Annotated in this window: 23 protein-coding genes; 8 read left to right on the plus strand and 15 right to left on the minus strand. The window is 54.9% G+C overall.

All coding sequences use genetic code 11. From position 1 onward, the window contains the following. Positions 1-2 precede the first annotated feature (2 nt). The 4 genes from OEU85_RS12015 to OEU85_RS12030 are packed head-to-tail and all read right to left on the minus strand — an operon-like array spanning position 3 to position 5,193. A complete protein-coding gene (locus tag OEU85_RS12015; protein ID WP_394805418.1) occupies positions 3-2,219 on the minus strand; it encodes an RNA degradosome polyphosphate kinase in 2,217 nt (738 codons plus the stop codon). Positions 2,220-2,273: 54 nt separating this feature from the next. Continuing rightward, on the minus strand, positions 2,274-2,942 hold the full coding sequence (locus tag OEU85_RS12020) for an HdaA/DnaA family protein (protein WP_262691722.1): 669 nt from the start codon (positions 2,940-2,942) through the stop codon (positions 2,274-2,276). After that, the gene (locus OEU85_RS12025; RefSeq protein ID WP_262691723.1) at positions 2,935-4,041 is read right to left on the minus strand and encodes an AI-2E family transporter; all 1,107 of its coding nucleotides are present in this window, start codon (positions 4,039-4,041) and stop codon (positions 2,935-2,937) included. Before OEU85_RS12025 ends, OEU85_RS12020 begins: the two co-directional genes overlap by 8 nt. Before the next feature lie 9 nt (positions 4,042-4,050). Then, positions 4,051-5,193 (minus strand): DUF2066 domain-containing protein, encoded by a 1,143-nt coding sequence (locus tag OEU85_RS12030; RefSeq protein WP_262691724.1) that lies wholly within the window; start codon positions 5,191-5,193, stop codon positions 4,051-4,053. A 109-nt stretch (positions 5,194-5,302) separates the two neighbouring features. On the opposite strand from OEU85_RS12030, the gene purM reads away from it, so the two are divergent. Both purM and purN read left to right on the plus strand, forming a co-directional pair. Further along, positions 5,303-6,412: a phosphoribosylformylglycinamidine cyclo-ligase gene (gene purM / locus OEU85_RS12035; RefSeq protein ID WP_394805419.1), complete on the plus strand. Its 1,110-nt coding sequence runs from the start codon at positions 5,303-5,305 to the stop codon at positions 6,410-6,412. Positions 6,413-6,416: 4 nt separating this feature from the next. Further along, on the plus strand, positions 6,417-7,070 hold the full coding sequence (gene purN, locus OEU85_RS12040; RefSeq protein WP_262691726.1) for a phosphoribosylglycinamide formyltransferase: 654 nt from the start codon (positions 6,417-6,419) through the stop codon (positions 7,068-7,070). A 78-nt stretch (positions 7,071-7,148) separates the two neighbouring features. On the opposite strand, the gene ndk is transcribed toward purN, so the two are convergent. Beyond that, positions 7,149-7,571, minus strand: coding sequence for a nucleoside-diphosphate kinase (gene ndk, locus OEU85_RS12045; RefSeq protein WP_262691727.1), 423 nt, complete (start codon positions 7,569-7,571; stop codon positions 7,149-7,151). Between the two features lie 148 nt (positions 7,572-7,719). Here ndk and OEU85_RS12050 point away from each other — a divergent pair, with 148 nt between their 5' ends. Both OEU85_RS12050 and OEU85_RS12055 read left to right on the plus strand, forming a co-directional pair. Then, a complete protein-coding gene (locus tag OEU85_RS12050) occupies positions 7,720-9,618 on the plus strand; it encodes an ABC-F family ATP-binding cassette domain-containing protein (RefSeq protein WP_262691728.1) in 1,899 nt (632 codons plus the stop codon). Between the two features lie 58 nt (positions 9,619-9,676). Beyond that, complete coding sequence (locus OEU85_RS12055) at positions 9,677-10,525, plus strand: YkgB family protein (protein WP_262691729.1); 849 nt, start codon at positions 9,677-9,679, stop codon at positions 10,523-10,525. On the opposite strand, the gene OEU85_RS12060 is transcribed toward OEU85_RS12055, so the two are convergent. From OEU85_RS12060 to OEU85_RS12075, 4 genes are all read right to left on the minus strand, one after another. Continuing rightward, positions 10,455-11,282, minus strand: coding sequence for an alpha/beta hydrolase (locus OEU85_RS12060; RefSeq protein WP_262691730.1), 828 nt, complete (start codon positions 11,280-11,282; stop codon positions 10,455-10,457). The genes OEU85_RS12055 and OEU85_RS12060 overlap by 71 nt on opposite strands. A gap of 206 nt (positions 11,283-11,488) precedes the next feature. Continuing rightward, positions 11,489-11,950, minus strand: a complete 462-nt coding sequence (locus tag OEU85_RS12065; RefSeq protein WP_262691731.1) for a GNAT family N-acetyltransferase — start codon at positions 11,948-11,950, stop codon at positions 11,489-11,491. Further along, entirely contained in the window at positions 11,947-12,396 is a 450-nt protein-coding gene (locus OEU85_RS12070; protein WP_262691732.1) for a DNA polymerase III subunit chi, read from the minus strand. Before OEU85_RS12070 ends, OEU85_RS12065 begins: the two co-directional genes overlap by 4 nt. A gap of 5 nt (positions 12,397-12,401) precedes the next feature. Next, entirely contained in the window at positions 12,402-13,868 is a 1,467-nt protein-coding gene (locus OEU85_RS12075) for a leucyl aminopeptidase (RefSeq protein ID WP_262691733.1), read from the minus strand. A gap of 251 nt (positions 13,869-14,119) precedes the next feature. Here OEU85_RS12075 and OEU85_RS12080 point away from each other — a divergent pair, with 251 nt between their 5' ends. The 4 genes from OEU85_RS12080 to rsmA all read left to right on the plus strand — a co-directional run bounded on the left by OEU85_RS12080 (position 14,120) and on the right by rsmA (position 19,607). After that, entirely contained in the window at positions 14,120-16,354 is a 2,235-nt protein-coding gene (locus OEU85_RS12080) for an LPS-assembly protein LptD (protein ID WP_262691829.1), read from the plus strand. 86 nt (positions 16,355-16,440) lie between these two features. Further along, positions 16,441-17,727, plus strand: coding sequence for a peptidylprolyl isomerase (locus OEU85_RS12085; protein ID WP_262691734.1), 1,287 nt, complete (start codon positions 16,441-16,443; stop codon positions 17,725-17,727). 9 nt (positions 17,728-17,736) lie between these two features. Continuing rightward, positions 17,737-18,756: a 4-hydroxythreonine-4-phosphate dehydrogenase PdxA gene (gene pdxA / locus OEU85_RS12090; RefSeq protein ID WP_262691735.1), complete on the plus strand. Its 1,020-nt coding sequence runs from the start codon at positions 17,737-17,739 to the stop codon at positions 18,754-18,756. Then, a complete protein-coding gene (gene rsmA, locus OEU85_RS12095) occupies positions 18,753-19,607 on the plus strand; it encodes a 16S rRNA (adenine(1518)-N(6)/adenine(1519)-N(6))-dimethyltransferase RsmA (RefSeq protein WP_262691736.1) in 855 nt (284 codons plus the stop codon). Before pdxA ends, rsmA begins: the two co-directional genes overlap by 4 nt. A 7-nt stretch (positions 19,608-19,614) precedes the next feature. Here the strand turns inward: rsmA and gmk are convergent, their stop codons facing one another. The 6 genes from gmk to fabG all read right to left on the minus strand — a co-directional run bounded on the left by gmk (position 19,615) and on the right by fabG (position 24,898). Then, positions 19,615-20,262: a guanylate kinase gene (gmk, locus tag OEU85_RS12100; RefSeq protein ID WP_262691737.1), complete on the minus strand. Its 648-nt coding sequence runs from the start codon at positions 20,260-20,262 to the stop codon at positions 19,615-19,617. 20 nt (positions 20,263-20,282) lie between these two features. Next, on the minus strand, positions 20,283-21,170 hold the full coding sequence (locus OEU85_RS12105) for a YicC/YloC family endoribonuclease (RefSeq protein ID WP_262691738.1): 888 nt from the start codon (positions 21,168-21,170) through the stop codon (positions 20,283-20,285). Positions 21,171-21,253: 83 nt separating this feature from the next. Further along, a complete protein-coding gene (gene mltG, locus OEU85_RS12110; RefSeq protein WP_262691739.1) occupies positions 21,254-22,240 on the minus strand; it encodes an endolytic transglycosylase MltG in 987 nt (328 codons plus the stop codon). 63 nt (positions 22,241-22,303) lie between these two features. Next, complete coding sequence (gene fabF, locus OEU85_RS12115) at positions 22,304-23,575, minus strand: beta-ketoacyl-ACP synthase II (protein WP_262691740.1); 1,272 nt, start codon at positions 23,573-23,575, stop codon at positions 22,304-22,306. Between the two features lie 112 nt (positions 23,576-23,687). After that, on the minus strand, positions 23,688-23,921 hold the full coding sequence (locus OEU85_RS12120) for an acyl carrier protein (protein ID WP_020399099.1): 234 nt from the start codon (positions 23,919-23,921) through the stop codon (positions 23,688-23,690). A 239-nt stretch (positions 23,922-24,160) separates the two neighbouring features. Then, the gene (gene fabG, locus OEU85_RS12125) at positions 24,161-24,898 is read right to left on the minus strand and encodes a 3-oxoacyl-[acyl-carrier-protein] reductase (protein WP_262691741.1); all 738 of its coding nucleotides are present in this window, start codon (positions 24,896-24,898) and stop codon (positions 24,161-24,163) included. Positions 24,899-24,903: the final 5 nt, after the last annotated feature.

Genomic DNA, 24,903 nt, shown 5'->3' on the forward strand with positions numbered 1-24,903 from the left:
GATTAATCCTTAACGTCATAGGCGATGACCGGCTCGATCTTGCGGTCTCCCCCCAGCGCCTTACCACGGCCCGATAGCGAACTGTTGGTCATGAAATAGTGGTGCGCAATAAATTCTTTCTCGCCATCTTTTAGCACAATGCGATCAAAGGAACCGTCTGAATTCATCGTCCAGCATTGCGCGTTATCCTTGAGGTTTGCTGCCATCACCTGCCCCATGATCTGGTCATGCACGGTCGGGTTTTCGATCGGCACCAGCGTTTCGACCCGGCGGTCGAAGTTCCGGGGCATCCAGTCGGCCGAAGAGATAAACACCTTGGCCTGCCTGGACGGCAGCCCGTGGCCGTTGCCGAAACAACAGATGCGCGCATGTTCCAGGAATCGCCCAACAATGGAGCGTACGCGAATATTCTCGCTTAGGCCTTTGATGCCGGGCCTCAGCGTACATATCCCCCGTATAATCAATTCGATCTTCACCCCGTTGCATGACGCTTCATAAAGCTTGTCGATGATCTTGGCATCCAGCAGTGAATTCAGTTTCACCCATATGGCGCCCGGGCGCCCCTCGCGGGCAAAGTCTATCTCCTTGTTAATCAGCTTTATAAGCTGATCACGCAGCGCAAAGGGGGACACAATCAATTTCTCAAGCCCCGCTGGCTCCACATACCCTGTGAGATAATTGAACATACGGTTCGCGTCCCGCGCAATGGCGGGATCGGCGGTGAAGAAAGACAGGTCGGTATATATTCGCGCGGTTACGGGATGATAGTTACCCGTACCAAAGTGGCAATAGCTTTTGAGCTTGCCGTTTTCGCGCCGGACAACCATTGACACCTTGGCGTGCGTTTTCAGGTCAATGAAGCCAAAAACCACATGGACGCCGGCCCGTTCAAGGTCTCGCGCCCATTTGATGTTTTGTTCTTCGTCAAAACGTGCCTTGAGCTCAACCACAGCGGTGACCGATTTACCAGCCTCCGCCGCCTCTATCAGCGCGCGGATGATCTGCGACTGCGAACCTGCGCGGTAAAGCGTTTGTTTGATAGCCACGACATTGTCGTCATGGGCTGCCTGCCTGAGGAAATGGTGCACCACCTCGAACGATTCGTAAGGGTGATGAACTACAAAATCCTTGGCCGCGATCGCTTCAAATATGTCGCCGCCGAAGTCTCGCACACGCTCCGGATACCGCGGGTTATACGGGATGAATTTGAGATCGGGAAAATCATCGACAATCAGTTCGCTGGTATCGTTTACACCCACAATACCGTCAACCAGAACTACGGTTTCCGTATCTGCATCCAGCTTTGCAATCACAAGATTACGGAGCTTTTCCGGCATTTCGGAATCAATCTTGAGGCGGATCACACGGCCGCGGCGTCGACGTTTGAGAGCGCTTTCAAATACGCGCACCAGATCTTCGGCTTCCTCCTCAATCTCGATATCACTGTCGCGCACAACCCTGAATACACCGCTACCCTCACAACGGTAGCCGGGGAACAGTTGATCAAGGAACAATGTCAGCATGCGCTCAAGTGGTATAAAGCGTACATCGCCGCCGTGCCCGGGCAACCGGATAAAGCGCTGCACATGGCGCGGCACCGGCAACAGCGCCACCATCGGCTTGTTGTCCGTGTTCCGCACCATGGAAAGTGCCATGGTAAGGCCCAAATTCGGAATAAACGGGAATGGGTGCGCCGGATCAACAGCGATTGGCGTCAGGACCGGCAACACGCTTTCAAGGAAATAATTCTCGATCCACTCGTGGTCGCTCTCTTCAAGGCTGCCCTCGTCCAGCACAATAACGCCGTTTTCCCGCATTTCTTTTTTAAGATGTGCCCAGACATGTTGCTGTTTTGCCATCAGGGTTTCGGCGAGGTCATTGACTTGCTGCAATTGTTGAAAGGGTGTCAACCCGTCGTCGGAACACACTTCAATTTTCAGGTCACTCTGTCCTCTCAGGCCAGCGACACGTACCATATAAAATTCATCAAGGTTGTTGCCCGAGATTGAGAGAAAGCGCAACCGCTCAAGAAGCGGATGACGCATGTTCTCCGCCTCTTCCAATACACGCATGTTGAACTGTAGCCAGCTTAATTCCCGGTTCAAAAAACGTTCGGCCTTGGGCACTTCGGCCAGATGCCTGACAATATCATCACGACTCGGCAGGTTGCCGCCCTCGCCGTTTTCATCAATTGTCTTTTTCTGGTCGCCATCGGCCATCATTTTGCTCCTGCATTGCTATGAATGCGTTGCCATACCTGAACTTTGTTACAATTATTGCCGTGCCCCGGTTTCAAGGCAAGTTTTGGCGAGCGCCCGCGTAATTTTTCGTTTTTCCGCAAGGGCGCTACGGTCCAGTTCCTCGACAAGCGCCTTGGCTGCATCAAATGACCGCTCGATCCGTGGCAAGACGTAACTTATCACTGAAAGGTCCACTTGTAACTGCCTGTCTGAAAAGAGCTTTACCAGCAAAATCATCAACAAATGATCGTCAGGTTCCTCGATTTCGGCAACATGCACCGTTGCCAGACGAGACCGCAAATCCGGCAGGTCAACATTCCAGCGATTTGGTGGCGTTTTGGCCGTCAATAACAAGCTGGTACCCGCTTCTTTTGTCCAGTTAAATAGATGGAAAAGCGCAGCCTCGTTCAGGTCGGCCTCATCAGCGCCTTCAACGAGCACTGGCCTGGTATCCGGCAATGAATCAAGTTCTCGGCTTATATCAACCCGCACAGCCCCTGCTCGCTTGGCCCATGCGGTTGAAAGGTGGCTTTTTCCTGATGCTTTGGGCCCGACCAACGCAACAGCGTGATGCGGCCAGTCCGGCCAGCCGTCAAGCGTAGCAAACGCGGCCTCGTTGGAACTGGAAACAACAAAGTCTTCCCACTCGAAACTGGGTTTATGAGGCAGATCAAGCGGTATTTGGGAAACTTCTTCAGCCATCGCGGTTGTTACTCTCGCCTACAGGGGCAGCCGGCTCAACGGCAACAGCGGACGGTTTTGGCTGCAGGTTATAGTGATCAAGATAATGGTCGATATAAAACCGTACCAGTATGGCGATCGCCGCCGCAGCTGGCACCGCCACAAGTACACCCACAAAACCAGCGATCTCACCACCAGCAAATACCGCAAACAAAACCCAGACCGGATGCAGTCCAACCCGTCCGCCGATAAGCTTCGGCGTCAGGAAACCGCCTTCAATGGTTTGCACCACAAAAAACACCCCGGCCACCATGGCGATGTGCATAGGGTCGAAGCCCCATTGGCCGATGGCCATCGCAACGGCAACCCCCGCAGCAAACAGGGCGCCAACAAAGGGTACGAAGGACATCACGCCAGCCAGAACGCCCAGAACAAGCGCGAAGTCGAGGCCAACAATTGCCCAGCCCACACCGTAGAGCACACCCATGGCGGCGCACACCAGTATCTGCCCGCGTACAAAGCCAGCCAGTACGGTATCAATCTTTTGTGCCTGCTCGCGCACGACCGGTCCGGTTTTTTTCGGCAACCAACTGTCAATTTTTGCGATGATACGGTCCCAGTCCCTTAACAGATAAAAAGCCACCACGGGCGATATAAGAACCAGCGAAAGAACATTGAAGATTGCGATGCCGCCCTTGATGGCGCCGGTTGCCGCCTCGCGTACCTTGACCAGGATTTCGTCCGAGAAGGTGGAGATAAGGCCGTCCACATCCTGTGGCACATCCAGCCCGAAGCGGGTAGACAACGACAGCATCAGCTCATTGAACTTGGGCTTCAGCGCGGCCAGAGCTTCCGGCAAAGTATGGGATGCCGCAACAATCTGCGACTGCAACACGGGCCAGAACGCCACGATGATGGATAAGATCAACAGGAAAAAGACCGTGATGACAATAGCCGCAGCGGCACTCCGCGACACTTTCCGTGCTTCCAGCCTGTCCGCCAGAGGATCAAGGAAATAAGCAATAGCAAGCCCCGCGATGAACGGGAGCAAGATGCCGCGGGTCAGATAGAAAAAAACGGCGGCCACCGCAATGCCGCCTATCCAGAACCACTTATTCATATACGCCCCCTATTCCCCCTGATCGCCCTCAATCTTGGGCGCCAGTATCCGGTCTTCACCATAATAGCCAAGTATCAGCCCCGCGTAGCGAAGTGAAAGGATAAGTTGCTCCTCACGCCCCGTATAGGCAAAAGATATCTTGCTGAACGGCAAGCCTACCTGCAACGTGCGGACATCGCGCACAAGTGTTACATCCGCAAGCCGTGCTTGCACATTTGTCAGGATATCAAGCGACGTACTTGGCACAAGAACATCTATCTTGCCTCCAACGGCCGTATCAACCAGAAGCTGGCTACGCCACGCGGTATCGATGGCTTCAAGGACTGCCTCATACATCGCGGCAATCGCCTCTGCCTCGTTTTCCCTGCCGATAATCTCGCCATCGCCTGTCATGCCATTGTCAGTTGACAGATAGCAATATTCAAGAATAGGCCCACCGGGTGAATGGTGCCAGCGAGAGGCAATCAACAGGGCATCCTGCACGCCATATAATTTTGCAACCTCGCGCGCCTGAGGTGCCGAAAGAGCCTGTACCTCGCGAAAGGTAATGGCGGCACGCTCCCTGATCTCGCCTCGCGCGAAAACATACTGACGGATTCGGTTGACCCAATCCACCTGGCTGTGTGCCGTTTTGATGGCCGGATCGCCTTCCCAGAGTATCTCTGACAGCCCCCGCTGATGGCCGTGCAACACAAGGATGCCCTGTCCGGTGCTCAGCACATGCGGCACATTGTGTTTCGCCAGAAACTGGCTCACGAGGCCGGGTTCAAAACGCACATTGAGCGTTGCCAGATATCTGCGCGAGGATGATTGCTCCTCCACAACCTCAAGTGCCGTAACCAGTCCCTGCACCTGGGAGCGGGACAACTCAGGCAACCTGTTGCGCCCGTCTTCCTGCACCAACTTGCCCAGCAGTTTCTGGTAGGCCAGCATTTCGGCCTTTTCCAGCGCCGTCTCCCGAGCCTCGCTGGCGCGCGAGGCGGTTTCGTCCACCCTGATGTCCCGGATGGTAAACAACAGGTCGGTCGAATCCTCAACAGCGCGGGCAGAGGCACCCGATGAGGTGAAAAGCAGGCTTAACCCGGCAAAAAAGACAAATGCCAGGCTGAAAATTGTGCTATTTCTGAAATAGTTATGCATAAACTCTTTCATAACCGGCGTGACGTCCCTATAACGCCCCCTTATAGCAATTGAGCGGGCAATTGCCAGCGCTCATAGGCTGACAAGCAAATTTGCCTTATTTGCGGCAGAACAGGTCTCGATCGTGGCACAAGATACTCAATCCTATACTTATAAACAGGCAGGCGTCGATATTGACGCAGGCGAAGCACTTGTCGAAAACATCAAGCCATTGGCTGCGTCAACACGTCGCTCGGGCGCTGACGCTTCTCTCGGTGGCTTTGGCGGGCTATTTGACCTGCGCGCAGCTGGGTTTCACGACCCTATCCTCGTTGCGGCCAATGATGGTGTTGGCACCAAACTGAAGGTGGCTATCGACGCAGGCAAGCACGACACCGTCGGCATCGACCTCGTTGCCATGTGCGTCAACGACCTTGTGGTGCAAGGTGCCGAACCCCTACTTTTTCTGGACTATATGGCAACAGGCCACCTCGACGTGGCGCAGATGACCGATGTAGTGGCCGGGATCGCCGAAGGGTGCCGCCAGGCAGGCTGTGCGCTTATTGGCGGCGAAACCGCAGAAATGCCAGGAATGTATCAGGACAAGGACTATGACCTTGCCGGTTTTGCTGTCGGCGCTGCGGAACGCGGCACCATGATCGATGGCTCGACCGTTGCTGCAGGTGATGTGCTTCTTGGCCTTGCATCAAACGGCACACATTCGAACGGCTATTCGCTGATCCGTCGCATCGTTGGCGACAAGGGCTTCGATTATGCTGACAGCGCCCCGTTTGATGACAGCCAAACTTTGGGCGAAGCGCTATTGGCGCCTACAAAAATTTATGTGAAAAGCTGCCTTGCTGCCACACGCAAGGGCTACGTGAAGGCTCTGTCACACATCACCGGCGGCGGTTTCCTTGAGAATGTGCCACGGGTGATGCCCAAGGACACGCAGGCTGAAATCGATAGCGGCGCCTGGACCTTGCCACCGGTATTTGGCTGGCTGCAGCAGCAAGGGAATATTCAGACCGCGGAGATGTCACGCACGTTCAACTGTGGCATCGGCATGGTGGTCGTTGTCGCCGAGGAAGATGCGGAAGCGGCAAAGGCCCTGTTCGAAGCCGAAGGCGAAACCGTTTATACTGTTGGCCGTATCACCGGGGGCGAAGGCTCGCCCAAATGCCGTGTAATTGGCAAAGCCGGAACATGGGGCGCTGACGCGGATTGGTCCGCCATCACGGCAGAAGGGTAAGCTTGTGCGAAAGTTGCGCCTTGGAGTGATGATTTCCGGTAGCGGTACAAACTTGCAGGCGCTGATTAATGCTTGCGAGAAAGGCGACTATCCGGCCACCATTGAAGTGGTGATCTCAAACCGTCCTGACGCCAAAGGCCTGGACCGCGCGCGCGGCGCCGGGATCAAGGCAGTGTGTGTTGATCACAAGGGCTATGAGGAACGTTCCCAGTTTGAAGATGCCATCCATGAATGCCTGAGCGACCATAAGGTGCAGCTTGTCTGCCTCGCCGGGTTCATGCGCCTTCTGGGCTCTGAATTTGTCGGGCGCTGGAAAGACCGCATGATCAACATTCATCCGTCTCTCCTGCCCTCCTATAAAGGCCTGCACACCCATGCGCGTGCGCTGGAGGACGGTGTGAAATTCGCTGGGTGTACAATCCATTATGTGCGACCTGAGATGGACAATGGCCCAATCATCATGCAGGCCGCCATTCCGATCGCGCCAGATGAGACCGAAGACAGCCTGATCGCCAAGACCCTGGAATATGAGCACCGCATGTATCCCGCCGCCGTGAGGCTGATCGCTGAAGGCAAGGTGCGGGTTTCTGGCAACAAGGTTGCGGTCAAGGAAGATGTGGCACTACCGAATGCCGGGCTTATTAACCCAGCCCCCTGAACCAAAAAGATTTACCGAAAAGCAAAAGGCCGGGAACGTTCCCGGCCTTTCTGATTCATTGGTAGCGAGAGTGACTGATTAGCCAACAATCTCGTTGCCGGAGAAGAACTGCGCGATTTCGATCGTTGCGTTCTCTTCGCTGTCGGAACCATGAACGGAGTTTTCGCCGATCGAGAGGGCGAATTCTTTACGGATGGTGCCTTCAGCGGCTTCAGACGGGTTGGTGGCACCCATCACTTCCCGGTTTTTCAGAACAGCGTTTTCGCCTTCGAGAACCTGAACAACAACAGGAGCCGAGGTCATGAACTCAACGAGCTCGCCGAAGAACGGACGCTCGGAGTGAACAGCGTAGAAAGTTTCAGCTTGCGCTTGCGTCATTTGAATGCGCTTTTGCGCAACGATGCGCAGGCCAGCGGCTTCAAGTTTCGCGTTTACGGCACCGGTGAGGTTGCGGTTGGTGGCGTCTGGTTTAATGATCGAAAAAGTGCGTTGCACAGCCATGTGACTATCCCTTTTATAATGGGGTTAAACAGATTCGCGCGCCTTATAGCTGCAATTGCCTGCAAAGCCAAGCATTGCATGCGCCTTTGTTACCTCAGGTCTTCAAGCGCCATTGCCACCGGGCCCGCCCTGTGATACTTCGCGCGCCATGTTGCACATAAACGACATCACCTACCGTATTGCCGACCGCGTTCTTTTTGACGCCGCGACTGTACACGTGCCTGCGGGCCACAAGGTTGGTTTTGTTGGTAAAAATGGTGCGGGCAAGTCCACGCTCCTTAAAATGATTCTGGGGGAAACAGGGCCGGAATCGGGGGACATCAGTATTCGCCCCAGGGCACGGATCGGCCATGTGGGCCAAGAGGCACCCGGCGGACCACAAAGCCTTCTTGAAACAGTTCTGCTGTCCAACAAGGAACTCACGGTCCTTGAAGAAGAAGCCAAAACCGCGACGGACCCCTTGCGCGTCGCCGAAATTCATAATCGGCTCGCCGACATTGGCGCGCACACCGCAGAAGCGCGCGCCGCGACAATCCTTTCTGGCCTGGGTTTTGATACTGAAGCGCAAGCCCGGCCCTGCTCCAGCTACTCAGGCGGTTGGCGCATGCGCGTCGCACTGGCATGCGTGCTGTTCAACGAACCAGACCTGCTCCTGCTGGATGAGCCTACCAACTATCTCGACCTTGAAGGCGTGATCTGGCTTGAGAATTTCCTGCGCAGTTATCCGTATACTGTACTGATTGTGAGCCACGACCGTGACCTGCTGAACAAAGCCGTCACCCACATTGTACACCTGGAGCAAGCCAAGCTGAACCTTTACACCGGCGGATATGACCGGTTTGAGGAATTGCGTCGTGAGCTGATGGAACGCCAGATGGCACTCAAAACCAAGCAGGAAGCCGAACGGCGGCATATTCAGGCGTTTGTTGACCGCTTTAAGGCCAAAGCAAGCAAAGCCAAGCAGGCACAAAGTCGTGTCAAGGCGCTTGAGCGCATGAAGCCGATCGCTACGATGCTTGATGAGCACACAGTGCCATTCAAATTCCCCAAGCCTGATCCGCTGTCTTCTCCTCTTATCGCGCTTGAGGAAGCCAGCGTGGGCTATGAAGTGGGCCATCCTGTTCTCAAGAAACTCGACCTTCGCATCGATATGGATGACCGTATCGCGCTTTTGGGGGCCAATGGTAACGGCAAGTCCACTTTCGCAAAACTTTTGGCCGACAAACTGAAACCCATGGACGGCAAGATGCGCAAATCGCGCGTCCTGAAGGTGGGATATTTTGCGCAGCATCAGCTTGATGAGCTCGTCGCCAAGGCATCGCCATTTGACCATCTGCAGAAGATGATGCCTGATGCCATTGAAGCCAAAGTGCGCGCGCGCCTTGGCTCATTTGGTTTCGGCGCGGACAAGGCAGACCGGCCGGTCGAATCGCTTTCAGGTGGCGAGAAGGCACGGCTAATGTTTGCTATCGCCACCTTTGAAGCCCCACAACTGATTATCCTTGATGAACCGACGAACCATCTGGATGTAGACAGCCGCGAGGCGCTCATACATGCGATCAACGAATATGACGGCGCCGTGCTGTTGATCAGCCATGACCGGCATCTGGTCGAAGCCTGTGTCGATCGTCTGTGGATCGTTGAAAAAGGCGATGTGAAGCGTTTTGAAGGTGACCTTGAAGATTATAAGCAGCACCTGCTTAAGGAGCGCTCCGGCGAGCGGTCAGAAAAGCGCGGGCCACGCCAGGAAAACCAGAAAAAGGCAGCACGTCAGAACGCAGCAGAACTGCGGCGTCAACTTGCGCCCTACAAACGCGCGGCGGAACGGGCGGAAGCAGTCCTTGAAAAACTGATGGCCGAGAAAGACAAGGTCGATACCCGTCTCGCCGATCCACGTCTTTATGAGCCCGGCCAAGAAAACAAAGTCGCCAGGCTTTCCAAAATGGCTGGCGACCTGACGGTCCAGATTACCGAAGCCGAGGAAGCGTGGATGCTGGCCGAGGAAGCCTATACCGAAGCTCAAGAGGCCGTGAACGCCGCGTCATAAACTTGACGAAGCAGGTCCACATGCGGCCTACTCCCGGAAAATATCAAAGGGGGCTTCCTTGTTTGCCATTACCGAACGCGTGCGCCCGGGCCGCACCTTCACCGACGTTTTTGTCACGCTTTCACTTGCTGTGCTGCTGATCTGGTTTGGCCTGATGAATATATCAGGTGCCAGCACAGGCACCGTCGAACGTTGGATATCCGGGCATATTTTGCTGAAGGGACTTCTGCCCAACAAACACTATATCATGTGGGGGCTTGGTGGGCTGCAGGCGCTTGCCGGGCTTCTTATCGCGTTACATTCCGTGCCGGACCATCTAAAACGGCTCGCCTATTGGTTTGTTGCTATTTACAGCCTTGGCGCGCTCAGCCTGATGTTCACCAATCCCGTATGGATTGAAAGCCTGGGCGGCTTTCCTGCTATTGGCTCCGGGCAAGGCATTATCAAACATGTCACACTGCTTGGCCTCGCCATGTGGCGCCTCGGGTACAGGTACTCTGAAACAGTTATGCTGCTGGGGCTCATCCTTGTGCTTGGCTGGATCGGCTGCATGAAATTCACCGCCCCCGAAGCCAATGGAGTTGAACCGCTTCTCAAGTCCAGCCCGGTGTTCAATTGGTGGCTGACCAACTATTTCGATAAACAAGGCGCGTCCAATGTGATTGGGGTGATTGAACTTGTAACGCTTCTCTTGCTGACGGGTTACTGGTGGAACCGGAAGCTCTTTACCTTTGGATGCCTGCTAAGCGCCGCCACATTTGTTGTTACGCTCAGCTTCCTCGTCACCTTTGGTCTCGCGTGGAACAGCGACATGGGCGGCTTCCCCTATCTCAGCTCTAGCGGGCTGTTTCTCCTGAAAGACCTGCCACTGCTCGCTGCGACATTTGTGCTCGCACGGCGGTCCTGAGCGACCAGCGCGAAATGATATCCGCCTGAACTTCAGGACGCAGCGCCACATTATAGTGATCTGCACCCTCTACGGGCACAAACAGGTCGTCAGCCCCCAGCACATCCTGTAGCCCTGCTCCGGATGCATAAGGAACAACTTCGTCTGCGGTGCCATGGTAAATTACCACATGGCCAGCCGCATTCTTGAGCTTCTCGTCGCTGCGGAGCGGATAGTTGGTCAGAAATTCAGGCAGGAACGGATAGCGGCGGGTTGCCATGTCGACAATAGACCGCATCGGAGCAAATAACATCACGTTCGACACCGCCTTTGCGGCAGCCACGTGGCTAGCGAATGTTGTGCCGAAAGAATATCCCACCACACGAATATTCTGGGTACCATATCGTTGCGCGCCCCAGTCGAACCATTTTTCCGCATCGTCCAGCAGCTTTTCTTCTGACAGTGGGCCGCGGCTTTTGCCAAAACCACGATAGTCCATTGACAAAACATCATAGCCTAGCCCGAGAAACAGCTTGGCCAAACGCTCGGAATCACCGACGTTGCCAGCGTTGCCTTTATAGTAGATCACAAGGTTACGAGGACGCGGGCCCGCAGTATTGATAAGTTCGCTTTTGAATAACACGCCATGCAAGTGCCCATCGTCATTTTCGATGGTCACATTATCGTAGGCACCGTGAAATTTATATTCGTAATTGTCAGGAACCGGCGCAAAATGGAACATCAGATGCTCCTGAAAGCTGTATGCAAATGCTGCCACAGCGACATAACCGCCAATGATTAAACCTGTACACCACTTCAAGGACTTGTACATTTTACCGCCGCCTTACAAAGGACCACTAATGTTTTCTCAAATCCTCCCCATTGAGGCAGCTTAACCCGTCAGGTGTAAAAAAACGGTAACGATGGGCTCCGGATGCCATAATGAAATGATTAAAATCGCTTTATGGCGGATGGCAGGCGGGATTACGGCGCCTTGCGGCTGTACAGGTCCGGCACCGAGATTTCCATGATGGCGTCTGGGTTTGCCAAGGGCTTGAAGCCAACCTGAGCATATAGCTTGTGCATATCACTTGTTGCCAACATTATGCGTCTGAGGCCCTGTATGTCCCTGTGCGCCATTATCACATCAATCAACCAGCGGCCCAGCTTGTTGCCCCGGCACGATTCGCTGACATAAACATCAGCCAGATACGCAAAGGTAGCGCGATCCGTAATCATGCGGGCGCAGCCCATCTGACCGTGTTTGTTGTGGAATAATCCAAAACCCAGCGAATTTTCGAAGGCCCGTGTCATGACCTCACGCGGAATACCCTTGGCCCAATAGCTGTTGCTTAACCAACCGTGCATCCGCACATGATCAAAAACCGAAACGTCAGTGGTGATATAATATGGCAGATCACGGTGTGGTACAGAGCCGGCACTCATGCCTTTTGCTCCCAGCCACCCATCTCGCGCTGCTGCCAATAGGACATATCGACATCATAGTCTTTGAAGACTTTCCAGTCTTCGCGGGCGGCACCGACGATGCCCTCGTCGCGCCCGTCAAACATATAAAGGCAGCGGTCATAGTTTTTAACGTCCGGACTTTTGACCGCATCGACGAGAACAAGGACCGTGGCAGCGTTGGGATTGTGGTCGCCCGTGGTCAGGAAAATGGTCTGGTCCTCAGGGCTTTCGCAGCCCTCGATATCATGTGGCAGGAAGCTTGCAGCATCGTAATCCCACAAGACCTTGTTGAGGGTTTCCATCATGCCACGCTCCGGCAGCTTGACAACGGCACGGAGTCCGGCCTCCACCACACGCTCCATCAACTTGGGAAGCGCTTCCTCAAGTGTCTGGCGCTGCAGGTGGTAAAACCGGATCTCCGCCACGGAACCTAGCCTTCGTAGTTTTCAGCGACAAAACGATCGAGCAGGCGAACGCCATAGCCTGTGCCGCCTTTTTCGGAAAGCGGCAGGTCTTTATCGGACCAAACAGTGCCCGCGATATCGATATGGCACCACGGCACGTCATTAGTGAACCTGCGCAGAAACTGTGCGGCCGTGATCGACCCCGCAGGTCGACCACCAATGTTCTTCATGTCAGCAACCTGGCAGTCGATCATCTTGTCATAATTCTTGTGCAGAGGTAGGCGCCAAACCTTGTCACCCGTCTCCAGGCCAGCTTTGCTAAGCTGAGCAGCGATCTCTTCATTGTCTGTAAAGATGCCCGCGTGCTCGTGGCCCAGCGTAATGATGATAGCACCCGTCAGCGTGGCAAGATCAATCATCATCTTTGGCTTAAAGCGATCTTGTGTGTACCAAAGTGCATCCGCAAGCACGAGACGACCTTCTGCATCCGTGTTGAGAATCTCAATCGTCTGGCCGGACATCGAGGTTACCACGTCACCCGGACGCTGGGCATTGCCGTCAGGCATGTTTTCTACAAGGCCGACAACTGCCACCACGTTGACTTTGGCTTTGCGACCGGCAAGCGCCTTCATCAGCCCGACAACGGTACCGGCTCCGCCCATATCCCATTTCATTTGTTCCATGCCTTCGCCAGGCTTGAGTGAAATGCCACCCGTGTCGAAGGTCACCCCCTTGCCGACGAAGCTGATCGGTGCATCCCCTTTGCCGCCACCGTTCCAGGTCATGATGGCAAGCTTGCTTTCGCGAACCGAGCCTTGCCCCACGCCCAAAAGCGCGCCCATGCCGAGCTTGCTCATCTCCGCTTCACCCAGCACTTCGACGTCGACGCCCAGTTCCTTCAACTCGCCAATGCGGTCAGCAAAACTTTCCGGGTACAGGATATTCGCCGGTTCGGAGATCAGGTCACGTGTGAAGAAAACACCATCAATAACGGCTTTCCGTGCTTCAAAGGTCTTTGACGCGTCTGATGCGCTGCTCGCAATGCTGACCTTTTTCAGCGTCGGCTTTTTGCTTTCGGGCTCTTTGGTGCGATATTTGTCAAAGCGGTAGGAGCGCATGAGCGCGCCCTCAGCGATCGACACAACATCGGTGCCATTCGCATCCGCGATGATGGATACCTCGCTGCTGCCGGAGCCAAGAAGCGAAGCCGTGATAGCGGCGCCCGTTTCTAGCCAGTCCTGTGCGGAAAGCTTATCCGATTCACCGACGCCCACCAGCAACACGCGTTCTGTTGCTAACCCGCTTGGTGCCAGTACCTCAAGCGTCTGGCCGCTGCTTCCATTGAAACGCGACGCGCTGATTGCTTTTGAAATGGCGCCACCGGTCTGGCTATCGGCCTCAGCCGCGAGCCCGGTAAGCGGCTTGTCTTTTTCCACGAGAAACGCAACGGCGCCCGATTTGGGCAGTTCAAGTGCAGCAAACGCGATTTGCATGGGAACCCCTTTTGTTTTTGATTTTCGCCAGTTCCCGGAAGGCCCTTTGAGGGCGCGGGACCGGCCTCCCTCAACCTAATGCCTCTTCTCGGGCTTATGTGCAAGTGGTGCTCGTGAAATCGCCACATTTTTACCGGAATAAGCGCCTGAGGTTTATGACGAGTTTTGTGGGAATGGACGATCATCATTGCGCCGTTCACGTACAGCCGCTATCAAAGCACAAAATCAATGGTGGGACCGCGTCGGTGCTTATGAGGAAAACTGTTTCAGGAAAGTCGCTTATCCTGGCGGGCCTGCTGGCCTCGACGGTCATATTTGCGCCGCCGATCAACGCGCAGGAAGCTGACGAAGCGTCGGCAAATGTTGAACTATCGGCCGACAGCCTGACATACAACCCGGATACCGGAGAGGTCCGCGCCATCGGGAGGGTATATTTCCAGCGCGATGGGTATGTGCTTGAGGCCGGAGAAGTCGTCTACAATGAACGCACCGGCACCGCCGAGGCTTTTGGCGCGGTGGAACTGACCACGCCGACCGGCGAGCGTATCCTTGCACCAAAAGTTATCCTGTCCGATGCGCTGCGCGATGCGTTTGTGGAGGACATCCGCCTCCTGATGACTGACGGCGCTCAAGTTGCGGCGGCCGAAGCGACACGGGATGGTGAGGCAGGCACAACCACACTTGATCATGCTGTCTACAGCCCGTGCAAGGTTTGCGCAGATGGCAGCGGCAAGGAACCTTTGTGGCAGATCAAGGCTGTCCGCGTTGTCCACGACCGCGAAAAAAAACGCCTTTATTATAAAAATGCGTCGCTTGAGGTATTTGGTGTGCCCATTTTGTGGACACCCTATTTTTCTCACCCGGACCCCACAGTTGACAGGGCAAGCGGCCTGCTGCCACTGGATATCCAAACCGGGAAGAACCTGGGTGTTGTCATCGGCGTACCCTACTATCATGTCTTCAATGACAGCCAAGACGCGACACTAAAGCCGATTTTCACCACCAAGGAAGGGTTGGTGCTTGCCGGTGAATATCGACACCATCTTGGTTTTGGCCGCTATGAGATGGACGGCAGCGTCACCTATACCGACGGTCGTGACGACAATGGCGATCTGACGGGTGAAAAAGAGTTTCGTGGCCACTTCAGTTCAGACGGTTATTTCAGTCACTCCAAGCGTTGGCGTTCAACTTATCAGGTGAACTGGGCATCGGATGACACTTACCTCCGCCGATATGATCTGTCGGACGCCGATACGCTGGTGAGTGAGTATAACCTCGAAGGGTTTTATGATCGCTCCTATATTTCCGTGCGGACAGTTGGCTTTCAAGGCCTGCGGGTTGAAGACGTCAGTGGCTTGACGGGTCATGCTTTGCCCTTGATCGACGCTGAATATATTCCAAATTTTCAGCCGCTAGGCGGTAGCGTCAGCATCAAAGGGAACGCACTTGCCCTACGCCGTACTGATGGGCTCGATACCCAGCGTGTCTCGCTATCGGCAAGTTGGCAGCGGCGCTTGATCACGCCAAAAGGCTTCGTGGTGGACCTTGAGGCATACGCGCGCTCGGAAGCGTATAACCTGAGCGACACTGATCGCCCTGATGATCCTATTTTTTCAGGGACATTTGGCGCGGGTGATGGCAGTGAGTGGCGTAACCTTGTGCGCGCAACCGCAACAGTCACATGGCCATTGGTAAAATTCACCGACAGCGGCAGTCACACCGTGGAACCCATTGTCGAAGTAACCGTGTCTCCCCGCCGCGGAACGCCGGACGATATTGTCAACGAGGACAGTCGGGCATTTGAACTCAATGACCTGAATTTGTTCTCGGCTGACCGGGCCTCTGGTTACGACCTGTGGGAAGAAGGCAGCCGCGTCACTTATGGCATGCAGTGGCGTTATGATGGGCCGTCATGGTCCACCGATGTCATGCTGGGGCAATCCTGGCGCATCACCGGCACCGACACGGTGTTTGCAGACGGAGCGGGACTTGAGGGGGATCTTTCCAACCTTGTTGGCCGTACGCGCGTTACTTATAAAAATTGGCTCGATTTTGAACACCGCTACCGAGTGGATGAAGAGACGCTGGCGGTCAGACGTAACGAACTGATGGTCGCTATGCGGGGTCGTGTGGTCGGTATGCAGGCCGGATATCTGAAGCTTGATCGCGACATGAATATTGTCACGCGTGAAGACCGCGAAGAAGTCAGGGCCAGCGCGTATTACAATATCGACGAGAATTGGCGAGTTGATGGTGGTTTCACGCACCGGCTGAGTGGCGCATCTGTGCGAACCCTTGATAACTCGTCCGGTGGCACGTTATTGGTGAAGGAAGACGCGGGCGGCGTGAAATACGACGTCGGTGTCTCATATAGCAACGAATGTATCGAACTGGGCCTGCGCTGGCGCGAAACCTATACCCGCGACCGTGACGTAGAACCCGGCACCTCGATTATGTTCCGGCTAAAATTGAAGAATTTGGGCTAGTACGGCGCCTAGAAAGCGTCTAAAAGGCTAACCATAATGAGCGCGAAAGCGATCGATTGAAAATATTTGAGATGTAAAGTTTGGGCATGGCGAGACTAATCGAGAAAACAAAACTTCTGGTACGGAACGGCCTTCTGGGCGCCGGTGTTGCGGCGCTGATTGCGGGGGCGGCCCAAGGCCAGCAAGCCATCAACAGCATTGAAGTGCTGGTTAATGATGAGCCAATCTCCAGTTTCGACATTAACCAGCGTCTGCGTCTGGTTATTGCCGTTGCGGGCGGTGTGGAAAGCGAACAGGAGTTTCTCAAGGTCCGTGAGCAGGTCATTCGTTCCATGGTCGATGAGCGACTGCAATTGCAAGAAGCAAAAACTGTTGACCTGACAATCCCGGATTCAGATCTGGAGCAATTTTTTGCCCGTCGTGCGCAGGGCTTGAACCAAACGCCGGAACAGCTTGAAGCGGCGCTTCGCGGCATCGGGTCGAGCAAGCAGACCATGGTTAACCAGATGGAAGCAGAAATCGCCTGGTCCCAACTGGTCCAGGGGCGTCTTGGTTCATTTGTGAGCGTGTCGGATGAGGAAGTCGAAGCCTATATCAAGCGCATCTATGACAACCGCGGCAAATTTGAATACCGCCTCGCTGAGATTGTATTGATTGTAGACAGCCCCGAGCAGGAGGCCAGTGTTCGCGCCAACGCGGAAGAGCTGGTCGAACGGATCAAGCAGGGCGCTTCTTTCCCTGATCTCGCCCAGCAACTTTCCGCGTCCTCTACGGCCGCTGTCGGAGGAGACCTTGGCTGGATCACCGCCGAAGACATGGATCCAACCTATGCCGATGCAATAAAGGCACTCGCTGTGGGTGATGTATCTGCGCCCATCCGTACACCTGGCGGTTATGTGATCCTGGCGCAACGGGACCGGCGCCGTATCCTGACCGCCGATCCACTCGACACTCAGTTGACGCTGCGTCAGGTTCATCTGACCGCAGAACAAATGCAGGACGCCGATGCTGTTGCCAAATTCCGCGCAACGGTAGGAAACTTGCACAATCAGGAAACCAGCTGTGGCGAAGTGGCACAATATGCTGAAGATGCTGGTGCAGAGGGACGCACGGAAATAGGCAACCTGCGCCTGCGGGACCTTCAGCCGGAGATCCGCAACGTTGTGCAGGATGCCAAGGTCGGCAAAGCCAGCGACGTCATGACGATGGACGACGGCATGCGGGTGCTTTTCGTGTGCAGCCGAACAGAACCGACGGTGCAGGAACCAAACTTCGACGCGATTTACGACCAGATGGAGCAACAGCGCCTTTCAATGATGGGCCGCCGCTATCTACGTGACCTGCGCCGGGATGCCATCGTCGACTATCGTTAGGCGCCGGACATGAGCCGGGCAACTTCCAGTGATATCGGCCCCGCACCACTTGCCGTCACCATGGGAGAGCCCGCCGGTGTCGGGCCGGAACTGATAGCCCGCCTATGGCGAGATCGCAAGGTTCTCAGGCTTCCACCATTTGTATATGTCGGTTCACCCGACGCACTGTTTGCGGTGGATGCTGACTTGCCGACCGTCCTCTTGGATTCTGTTCACTCAGCCACGGACCAATTCAATGATTCCCTGCCGATCGTTGCAGTAGAGAATGCAGAACAGATCACGCCCGGCACACCTACACCTGCCAACGGAGCTTGTGTGGTCGCGTCAATTGACAAGGCCGTTGACCTTGCCCTCAGCGGTGATGTCAGCGGAATAGTCACTGCGCCCATTCATAAGGCCGGGCTGTATCAGGCCGGTTTCAACGCGCCAGGCCACACGGAATACCTCGCTAGGTTATGCGGCCTCAACGACAGTGATTCTGTCATGATGCTGGCGACTGATATGCTCAGGGTTATCCCCGTCACTATTCACGTGGCACTGAAGGATGTCGCGAAAAACCTTACGGCGGACGCCATTATCCATGCAGGCATGGTTGCCGCGCATGACTTGCGTACACGTTTTGGCGTGGTTAAGCCGCGTATAGCACTTGCAGGCCTCAACCCCCATGCAGGTGAAGGCGGTACCATGGGCCTCGAAGAAGCCACACATCTCATGCCTGCTGTTTGGGCGCTACGTGACGCTGGCATTGAGATTACTGATCCGCAACCCGCTGACACATTGTTTCATGCCGATGCCCGCGCCAAATATGACGTGGCTCTCTGCATGTATCATGATCAGGCTCTCATCCCGATAAAAACGCTGGATTTCTGGAGCGGTGTGAACGTAACACTGGGCTTGCCGATCATCCGCACCTCTCCTGATCATGGTACAGCGCTTCCCCTTGCCGGCACAGGCACCGCACGCACCGATAGCATGCTTGCAGCCATTCGCATGGCAACAAGAATGGCGCATAGCGAGGCACAGGCATGAGCGATACCTTGCCCCCGCTTCGTGAGGTAATCCGGGAATTTGACCTTCGTGCCAAAAAGTCTTTTGGCCAAAATTTTCTACTTGATCTTAATCTCACGCGTAAGATTGCGCGCGTTGCCGGGGACCTCAGCGATAGTATTGTCTATGAAGTTGGCCCGGGGCCCGGTGGCCTGACACGCGGCCTGCTTGCCGAAGGCGCCAAGCGCGTCGTCGCGGTGGAAATGGATGCACGTTGCTTGCCTGCCCTTGCACAGGTCTCTCTGGCATATGATGCGCGACTGAGCGTATTCCAGGGCGACGCTCTAGAAGTCAACGAAACCGAATTGCTGGCCCCTCAGGGTGGGGAAAAACTTCGCATCGTCTCTAACCTGCCCTACAACGTTGGTACATTGCTGCTGATCAAATGGCTCACGCTTGAGGATTGGAAACCATGGTTTTCAAGCCTGACCCTGATGTTTCAGCGCGAAGTGGCCGAACGTATTGTCGCAAAACCGGGCAGCAAGGCCTACGGCCGCCTGTCGGTGTTGGCCCAGTGGCGAGGCAAGGTCAAAATCGCTGTCAATGTCCCCGCTGCTGCCTTCACTCCGCCGCCAAAGGTTGCAAGCGCGGTTATTCACTATGAACCCTGTGCACCAATGGATGCTGCGGTGAAGCAGAAGGATCTGGAACTGGTTGTTGAGCGGGCGTTTGGCCAGCGCCGCAAGATGCTGCGTGCCAGCCTTAAAAGCCTGCCTGTGAATGCCCTTGACCTACTGGCGGAAGCGGGTATCAGGGAAACCAGTCGCGCTGAAGATTTGAGTGTGGAAGAATTTGTCCGCCTTGCCCGTGTGTATGGGAAAACACGGTCCTAGGCCCTACCTATTGTCGTTCCGCTTGCAGGTTGCGCACAAACTCTGACAAGCCGGGCCGGCGTTCCCTGTGCAAGCGCTCAGCGCGGATAATATTTCTCAAGGACTCGAACGTCTCGTCCAGATCATCATTGACCAGAACATAGTCATACTCAGCCCAATGGCTTATCTCGGCCTCAGCCTGTGCCATACGTTTTCTTATTGTTTCTTCCGTATCTTGCCCGCGTTTCTTTAAGCGATCTTCAAGTGCTTTCACCGATGGGGGCAGGATGAATATGCGGACAAGGTCAATGGCCCGTGTGCTGGAATCAAGTTGTTGGGCACCCTGCCAGTCGATATCAAAAATGACATCACGGCCTTGGCCCAGTGCATCCATTACAGGCCCACGGGGTGTACCGTAACGGTTCTCGAAGACAACAGCGTGTTCCAAAAGCTCATCGCCTTCAATCATCTCCTTAAAACGTTCGTGGCTGACGAAAAAATAGTCCTTTCCGTGCTCCTCGCCCGGGCGGGCCTCCCGTGTGGTCGCTGAAACCGACATAACGATTTCATCGTCCTCCGCCAACAGGCGTCTTGTCAGTGTGGTTTTGCCCGCACCAGACGGAGACGAGATAACGAGCATAAGCCCGCGGCGAGAATAAACGGATTTCACAGTCATGTGGGCCGGCCTGTTAGCTGTTATTCAATATTTTGAACTTGTTCACGGAATTGATCGATCAGTGCCTTAAGGTCTAGGCCGATCTTCGTCAATGCCGAATCGCCAGATTTCGAACATAAAGTGTTCGCTTCACGGTTAAATTCCTGACAAAGGAAATCCAGCCTTCTCCCCACCGGCTTGTCACTAGCCAGAAGTTTTCTTGCCTCTGCAACATGACTATCAAGCCGATCCAGTTCTTCCTGCACGTCGGCCTTCACCGCGATAATGGCCACTTCCTGTGCCAGGCGTTCGTCCGACACCGGCTTGTCAGCGTTTTGCAGGCGTGTGAGCTGAGACAGGAAACGGGACTGCATCGCCTGAACCCGGTCACCCGCAGCATCCCGCGCGGCGTTCGACAGCTCTTCAATGGCATCCAGTTGCGACTTGAGCACATCGGCCATGCGTGCGCCCTCCCCATCCCGCGCTCTTTTGAGATCGGCGAGGAGAGCACCGAGAGACGCTTCAAGCGCAGCCTCAAGACTGTCGCGCTCTTCATCGCCCATTTCCCGCACAGCGATATCCGCCACGCCCTTTATCGAGAGCAAACCGTCGATGCTGGCCTGCGCAATGCCGCCATGCCCACCATATTTGGCTGCCACCTCGATCAGGGCTTTCAACCGCTCTTCGTTGATCTCAAAAACAGCCTCATCGCCGTCCCGGGTCACAGAAACATTGATGAATACGGAGCCACGCGCGAGCGCAGCTGTTACTATCTTTTTGATCTGGAGATCAAAACCATCAAGGAAGGCCGGCAGTTTACACCGTACCTCAAGCCCTTTGTTGTTGACGCTTTTTATTTCCCAGTTCCACCGAAACCCGGCACCTTCCCCTGCACCGCGGGCAAAACCGGTCATGCTGCTGAGCGGCATAGACACTCCCTCCAAAAACCTTCGAGCCAGCACTATAGGGGAGATAAACCGGAAACGGCACCCACTATTCCTGACCAAATGGTCTAAGGGCGGGATTTTCGCTCAAACTGACGCCAACGTGCCACATTGCGGTTATGATCTTCCAGGCTGGTGGCAAACGCATGGCCACCGGTGCCGTCTGCGACAAAATATAGGTAGGGAACGTCTGCAGGATTAAGAACCGCTGCAATAGACTGCCGCCCGGGGTTGGCAATGGGGGTGGGAGGCAGACCAGCAACGCGATAGGTGTTATAAGGTGTTGTCGCGTTTAGATCCGCACGACTGATAGGGCGGCCAAGCGCTATGCCTCCCGTGATGCCGTAGATCACCGTTGGGTCGGACTGGAGGCGCATACCTTTCCTGAGCCGGTTCACGAAGACGGCGGCGACCATAGCTCTTTCTTCGGCAACGGCTGTCTCTTTCTCAACGATCGATGCCAAGGTAAGCGCCTCATCAATTGTATCAAATGGCAGTCCCGGCGCACGATTGTCCCACAGTTTAGCAATCAGTTCGGCTTGCTTGCCGGTCATGCGCTTGAGGATACTGGTCGCCTGGTCGCCACGTTCGTAGAAATATGTATCTGGTAAAAGCGTTCCCTCGCCCGGTGCGACAAGCCCCTTGGTGTCCAGCCCAAAACTCTGTCGCAACAGTACCTCAACCTCTTTTGAACTCAGGCCTTCGGGAATCGCAACACGACGAAAGTAACGCTCTCCTTGCCTGATCTTGTCAAAAACATCCCTCAAGGACATGCTGGGCCCAAGCTCGTATTCACCCGCTTGAAGACTTCGTTCCATCCCCAGCAGTTGAGCGGCAAGCATGAAGTGCCACCGTGTACTGACAAGCCCTTTTTCCTGCGCAAGGTAACTGGTACGCAAAAGCCCCGAACCGCGTTCAATATAGAAATATTGCGTGTCGTTTGTTGGCAGTTCGCGGCTGAGAATATGCCGCATGATGCCTGCACCCGTGCCGCCAACAATCACGACAGCAGCAAGCACAACAACGGCCATAAATAAAAACCGGCTTCGGATCATGACGTTAGCCTAACAGCCACTGCGTCAACACCAAAGCCGGTCTTTTTATTTCTATCGCGATTATCAGTCGCCGTTGTATTCCCGCACCACCAGTGACGCATTTGTGCCGCCAAAGCCAAACGAATTTGACAGAGCCGCCTGTACCTTGCGTTCCTGAGCAACGAGCGGCACAAGGTCTATCCCCTCGCAGCCCTCAGCCCGTTCATGCAAATTCAACGTTGGTGGGATAACGCCTGTCTCAATTGACTTAATGCAGAAAATCGCTTCAACCGCGCCTGCTGCACCCAGAAGGTGGCCAATGGAAGACTTCGTCGATGACATTGCAACCTTGTCGGCCGCACTTCCCAGCAAGCGTTTGACCGCGCCAAACTCAATCGGATCACCAACGGGGGTGGAGGTGCCGTGAGCGTTGATATAATCAAGATCACTCGCATCGATGCCCGCACGCTTCAACGCGGCCTGCATGGAACGGAAACCACCATTGCCGTCAGGCGCTGGTGCGGTGACATGATACCCGTCACCTGACATACCGTAACCGGTCACTTCGGCATAAATTTTTGCGCCGCGCTTTTTGGCATGTTCAAGCTCTTCAAGCACAACGACGCCGGCACCTTCCCCCATGACAAAGCCGTCATGGCCCTTGTCCCATGGGCGGGAAGCGGCCTCAGGTGTGTCATTATACCGGGTTGAAAGTGCTTTTGCCTGGCTAAAGCCCGCCATGCCAATCCCGCAGATAGATGCCTCTGCACCGCCAGCCAGCATTACGTCCGCATCATCAAGTGCAATAAGCCGGGCGGCATCACCGATGGCGTGTGCACCAGTCGAGCAAGCCGTCACCGGTGCGTGATTGGGACCCTTGTAACCATATTTGATCGAAACATTACCGGATACCAGATTGATGATCGACCCCGCGATAAAGTGCGGGCTGATCCGGCGGTGACCCCGTTCGTGCAGCAGTACGGCCGAGTCTGCAATCCATTTCAAGCCGCCAATCCCCGCACCAATCATAACGCCAGTGCGCAGGCATTCTTCTTCACCGGGATCTTCCCATCCCGCGTCGCGCGCAGCTTGGATACCTGCGGCCATACCAAACAAAATAAAATTATCAACTCGACGCTGGTCTTTAGGCGCCATCCAGTCATCCGGGTTGAATGACCCATTGGAGCCATCTCCCAACGGCACCTCACACGCGATTTTACAAGGATACTCACTTGCATCAAACAAGGTGATTTGACCCGCGCCGGATTGACCTTCAATCAGGCGGCTCCAGGTATCGTTCACGCCGTTGGCGAGTGGCGATACCATGCCCAGTCCCGTCACAACTACTCGTCTCATCTGTCGATCCTTAATTCTCAAAAATCAGCCCAAAATTGACAGAAAATGAAAAAAGGGCAACAGCCCACCTCAACCGGCCCGGCTGTTGCCCCCACTGAATAGCAGATCCAGCTTAGGAATTCGCGCTAATAAAGTCGATCGCGTCTTTAACGGTCTGAATTTTTTCAGCCGCATCGTCCGGGATCTCAATACCGAATTCTTCTTCAAACGCCATAACCAGCTCAACCGTATCCAGGCTATCAGCGCCCAGATCGTCAATGAAGCTAGCGTTTTCGGTTACTTTGTCTTCGTCAACACCAAGGTGCTCGACTACGATCTTCTTCACCTTGTCGGCGATATCGCTCATTGCTTTTTTCCTCGTTTTCTACACCGAAATGTAAGGGGACAGTCCCTTGTTGTGAACCCCCTCGCGTGCGGAAATCCTAGCAATCTTGAGCCAGATCGCCCGCATCGAGGGCGCTAGTAACACAGTTTCCCCTCTTTGAGAAGACTCTGTTATGTTTTTATGGCAGGTGCCTTGGCCCCTACCTCTATCAAGTTCCCCCCCCTGCTGCCAATCAAAAAATAGGCTGGAGGCGCAACCTTTTAGATCATTGCCAGACCACCATTGACATGGAGAGTTTGGCCCGTCACGTATTTGGCCTCATTTGATGCCAGATACAAGACAGCAGATGCAATATCCTCCGGGGAGCCCAGCTCACCTGACGGAATACCGTTTGTAATCGCCGCCTTCTGCTCATCCGTAAGGACTTCTGTCATTGGCGTTGCGATAAAGCCGGGGGCTACGCAGTTAACCGTGATGCCACGGCTTGCCAACTCGGCAGCCAGCGCCTTCGACATGCCAATCATCCCTGCCTTTGAGGCGCAATAGTTCGCCTGGCCGGGATTGCCGGTTACACCAACGACGGATGTGATGTTTACCACCCGTCCCCAGCGAGCTTTCATCATACCTCGCATTAAGCCTTTAATAAGGCGGAAGGCCGACTCAAGATTGACCTGCATCACGCTGTCCCACTCGTCTTCCTTCATCCGCATGGCCAGGTTGTCTTTCGTGATACCGGCGTTATTCACGAGAATATCAACGCTGCCAAGCACTTCCCCGGCATCTTTGACCAACTGGTCTACGCTGGTACGGTCTGAAAGGTTGGCTGCAATCACATGTACCCTGCCCCCCAGCTCAGCGGCCAGCTCCTGAAGCTTTTCTGCACGCGTGCCAGATATGGCAACCTCTGCGCCCGCGGCATGCAATGCCTTTGCGATTGAAGCGCCAATACCGCCTGTGGCACCTGTCACAAGCGCTTTTTTGCCTGATAGATCAAACATCCATA

Source organism: Kordiimonas aestuarii (assembly GCF_025574465.1).
GTDB lineage: Bacteria > Pseudomonadota > Alphaproteobacteria > Sphingomonadales > Kordiimonadaceae > Kordiimonas > Kordiimonas aestuarii.

Excerpts from the sequence above, each read along its gene's own strand:
- OEU85_RS12050 (WP_262691728.1), top strand. The coding sequence starts at position 7,720 with ATGTTGCACATAAACGACATCACCTACCGTATTGCCGACCGCGTTCTT.
- OEU85_RS12120 (WP_020399099.1), bottom strand. The coding sequence starts at position 23,921 with ATGAGCGATATCGCCGACAAGGTGAAGAAGATCGTAGTCGAGCACCTT.
- OEU85_RS12025 (WP_262691723.1), bottom strand. The coding sequence starts at position 4,041 with ATGAATAAGTGGTTCTGGATAGGCGGCATTGCGGTGGCCGCCGTTTTT.
- OEU85_RS12015 (WP_394805418.1), bottom strand. The coding sequence starts at position 2,219 with ATGGCCGATGGCGACCAGAAAAAGACAATTGATGAAAACGGCGAGGGC.
- OEU85_RS12065 (WP_262691731.1), bottom strand. The coding sequence starts at position 11,950 with ATGAGTGCCGGCTCTGTACCACACCGTGATCTGCCATATTATATCACC.
- fabF (WP_262691740.1), bottom strand. The coding sequence starts at position 23,575 with ATGAGACGAGTAGTTGTGACGGGACTGGGCATGGTATCGCCACTCGCC.
- mltG (WP_262691739.1), bottom strand. The coding sequence starts at position 22,240 with ATGATCCGAAGCCGGTTTTTATTTATGGCCGTTGTTGTGCTTGCTGCT.
- OEU85_RS12085 (WP_262691734.1), top strand. The coding sequence starts at position 16,441 with ATGGCGAGACTAATCGAGAAAACAAAACTTCTGGTACGGAACGGCCTT.
- fabG (WP_262691741.1), bottom strand. The coding sequence starts at position 24,898 with ATGTTTGATCTATCAGGCAAAAAAGCGCTTGTGACAGGTGCCACAGGC.
- pdxA (WP_262691735.1), top strand. The coding sequence starts at position 17,737 with ATGAGCCGGGCAACTTCCAGTGATATCGGCCCCGCACCACTTGCCGTC.
- OEU85_RS12020 (WP_262691722.1), bottom strand. The coding sequence starts at position 2,942 with ATGGCTGAAGAAGTTTCCCAAATACCGCTTGATCTGCCTCATAAACCC.
- rsmA (WP_262691736.1), top strand. The coding sequence starts at position 18,753 with ATGAGCGATACCTTGCCCCCGCTTCGTGAGGTAATCCGGGAATTTGAC.
- gmk (WP_262691737.1), bottom strand. The coding sequence starts at position 20,262 with ATGACTGTGAAATCCGTTTATTCTCGCCGCGGGCTTATGCTCGTTATC.
- ndk (WP_262691727.1), bottom strand. The coding sequence starts at position 7,571 with ATGGCTGTGCAACGCACTTTTTCGATCATTAAACCAGACGCCACCAAC.
- OEU85_RS12030 (WP_262691724.1), bottom strand. The coding sequence starts at position 5,193 with ATGAAAGAGTTTATGCATAACTATTTCAGAAATAGCACAATTTTCAGC.
- OEU85_RS12080 (WP_262691829.1), top strand. The coding sequence starts at position 14,120 with ATGAGGAAAACTGTTTCAGGAAAGTCGCTTATCCTGGCGGGCCTGCTG.
- OEU85_RS12105 (WP_262691738.1), bottom strand. The coding sequence starts at position 21,170 with ATGCCGCTCAGCAGCATGACCGGTTTTGCCCGCGGTGCAGGGGAAGGT.
- OEU85_RS12075 (WP_262691733.1), bottom strand. The coding sequence starts at position 13,868 with ATGCAAATCGCGTTTGCTGCACTTGAACTGCCCAAATCGGGCGCCGTT.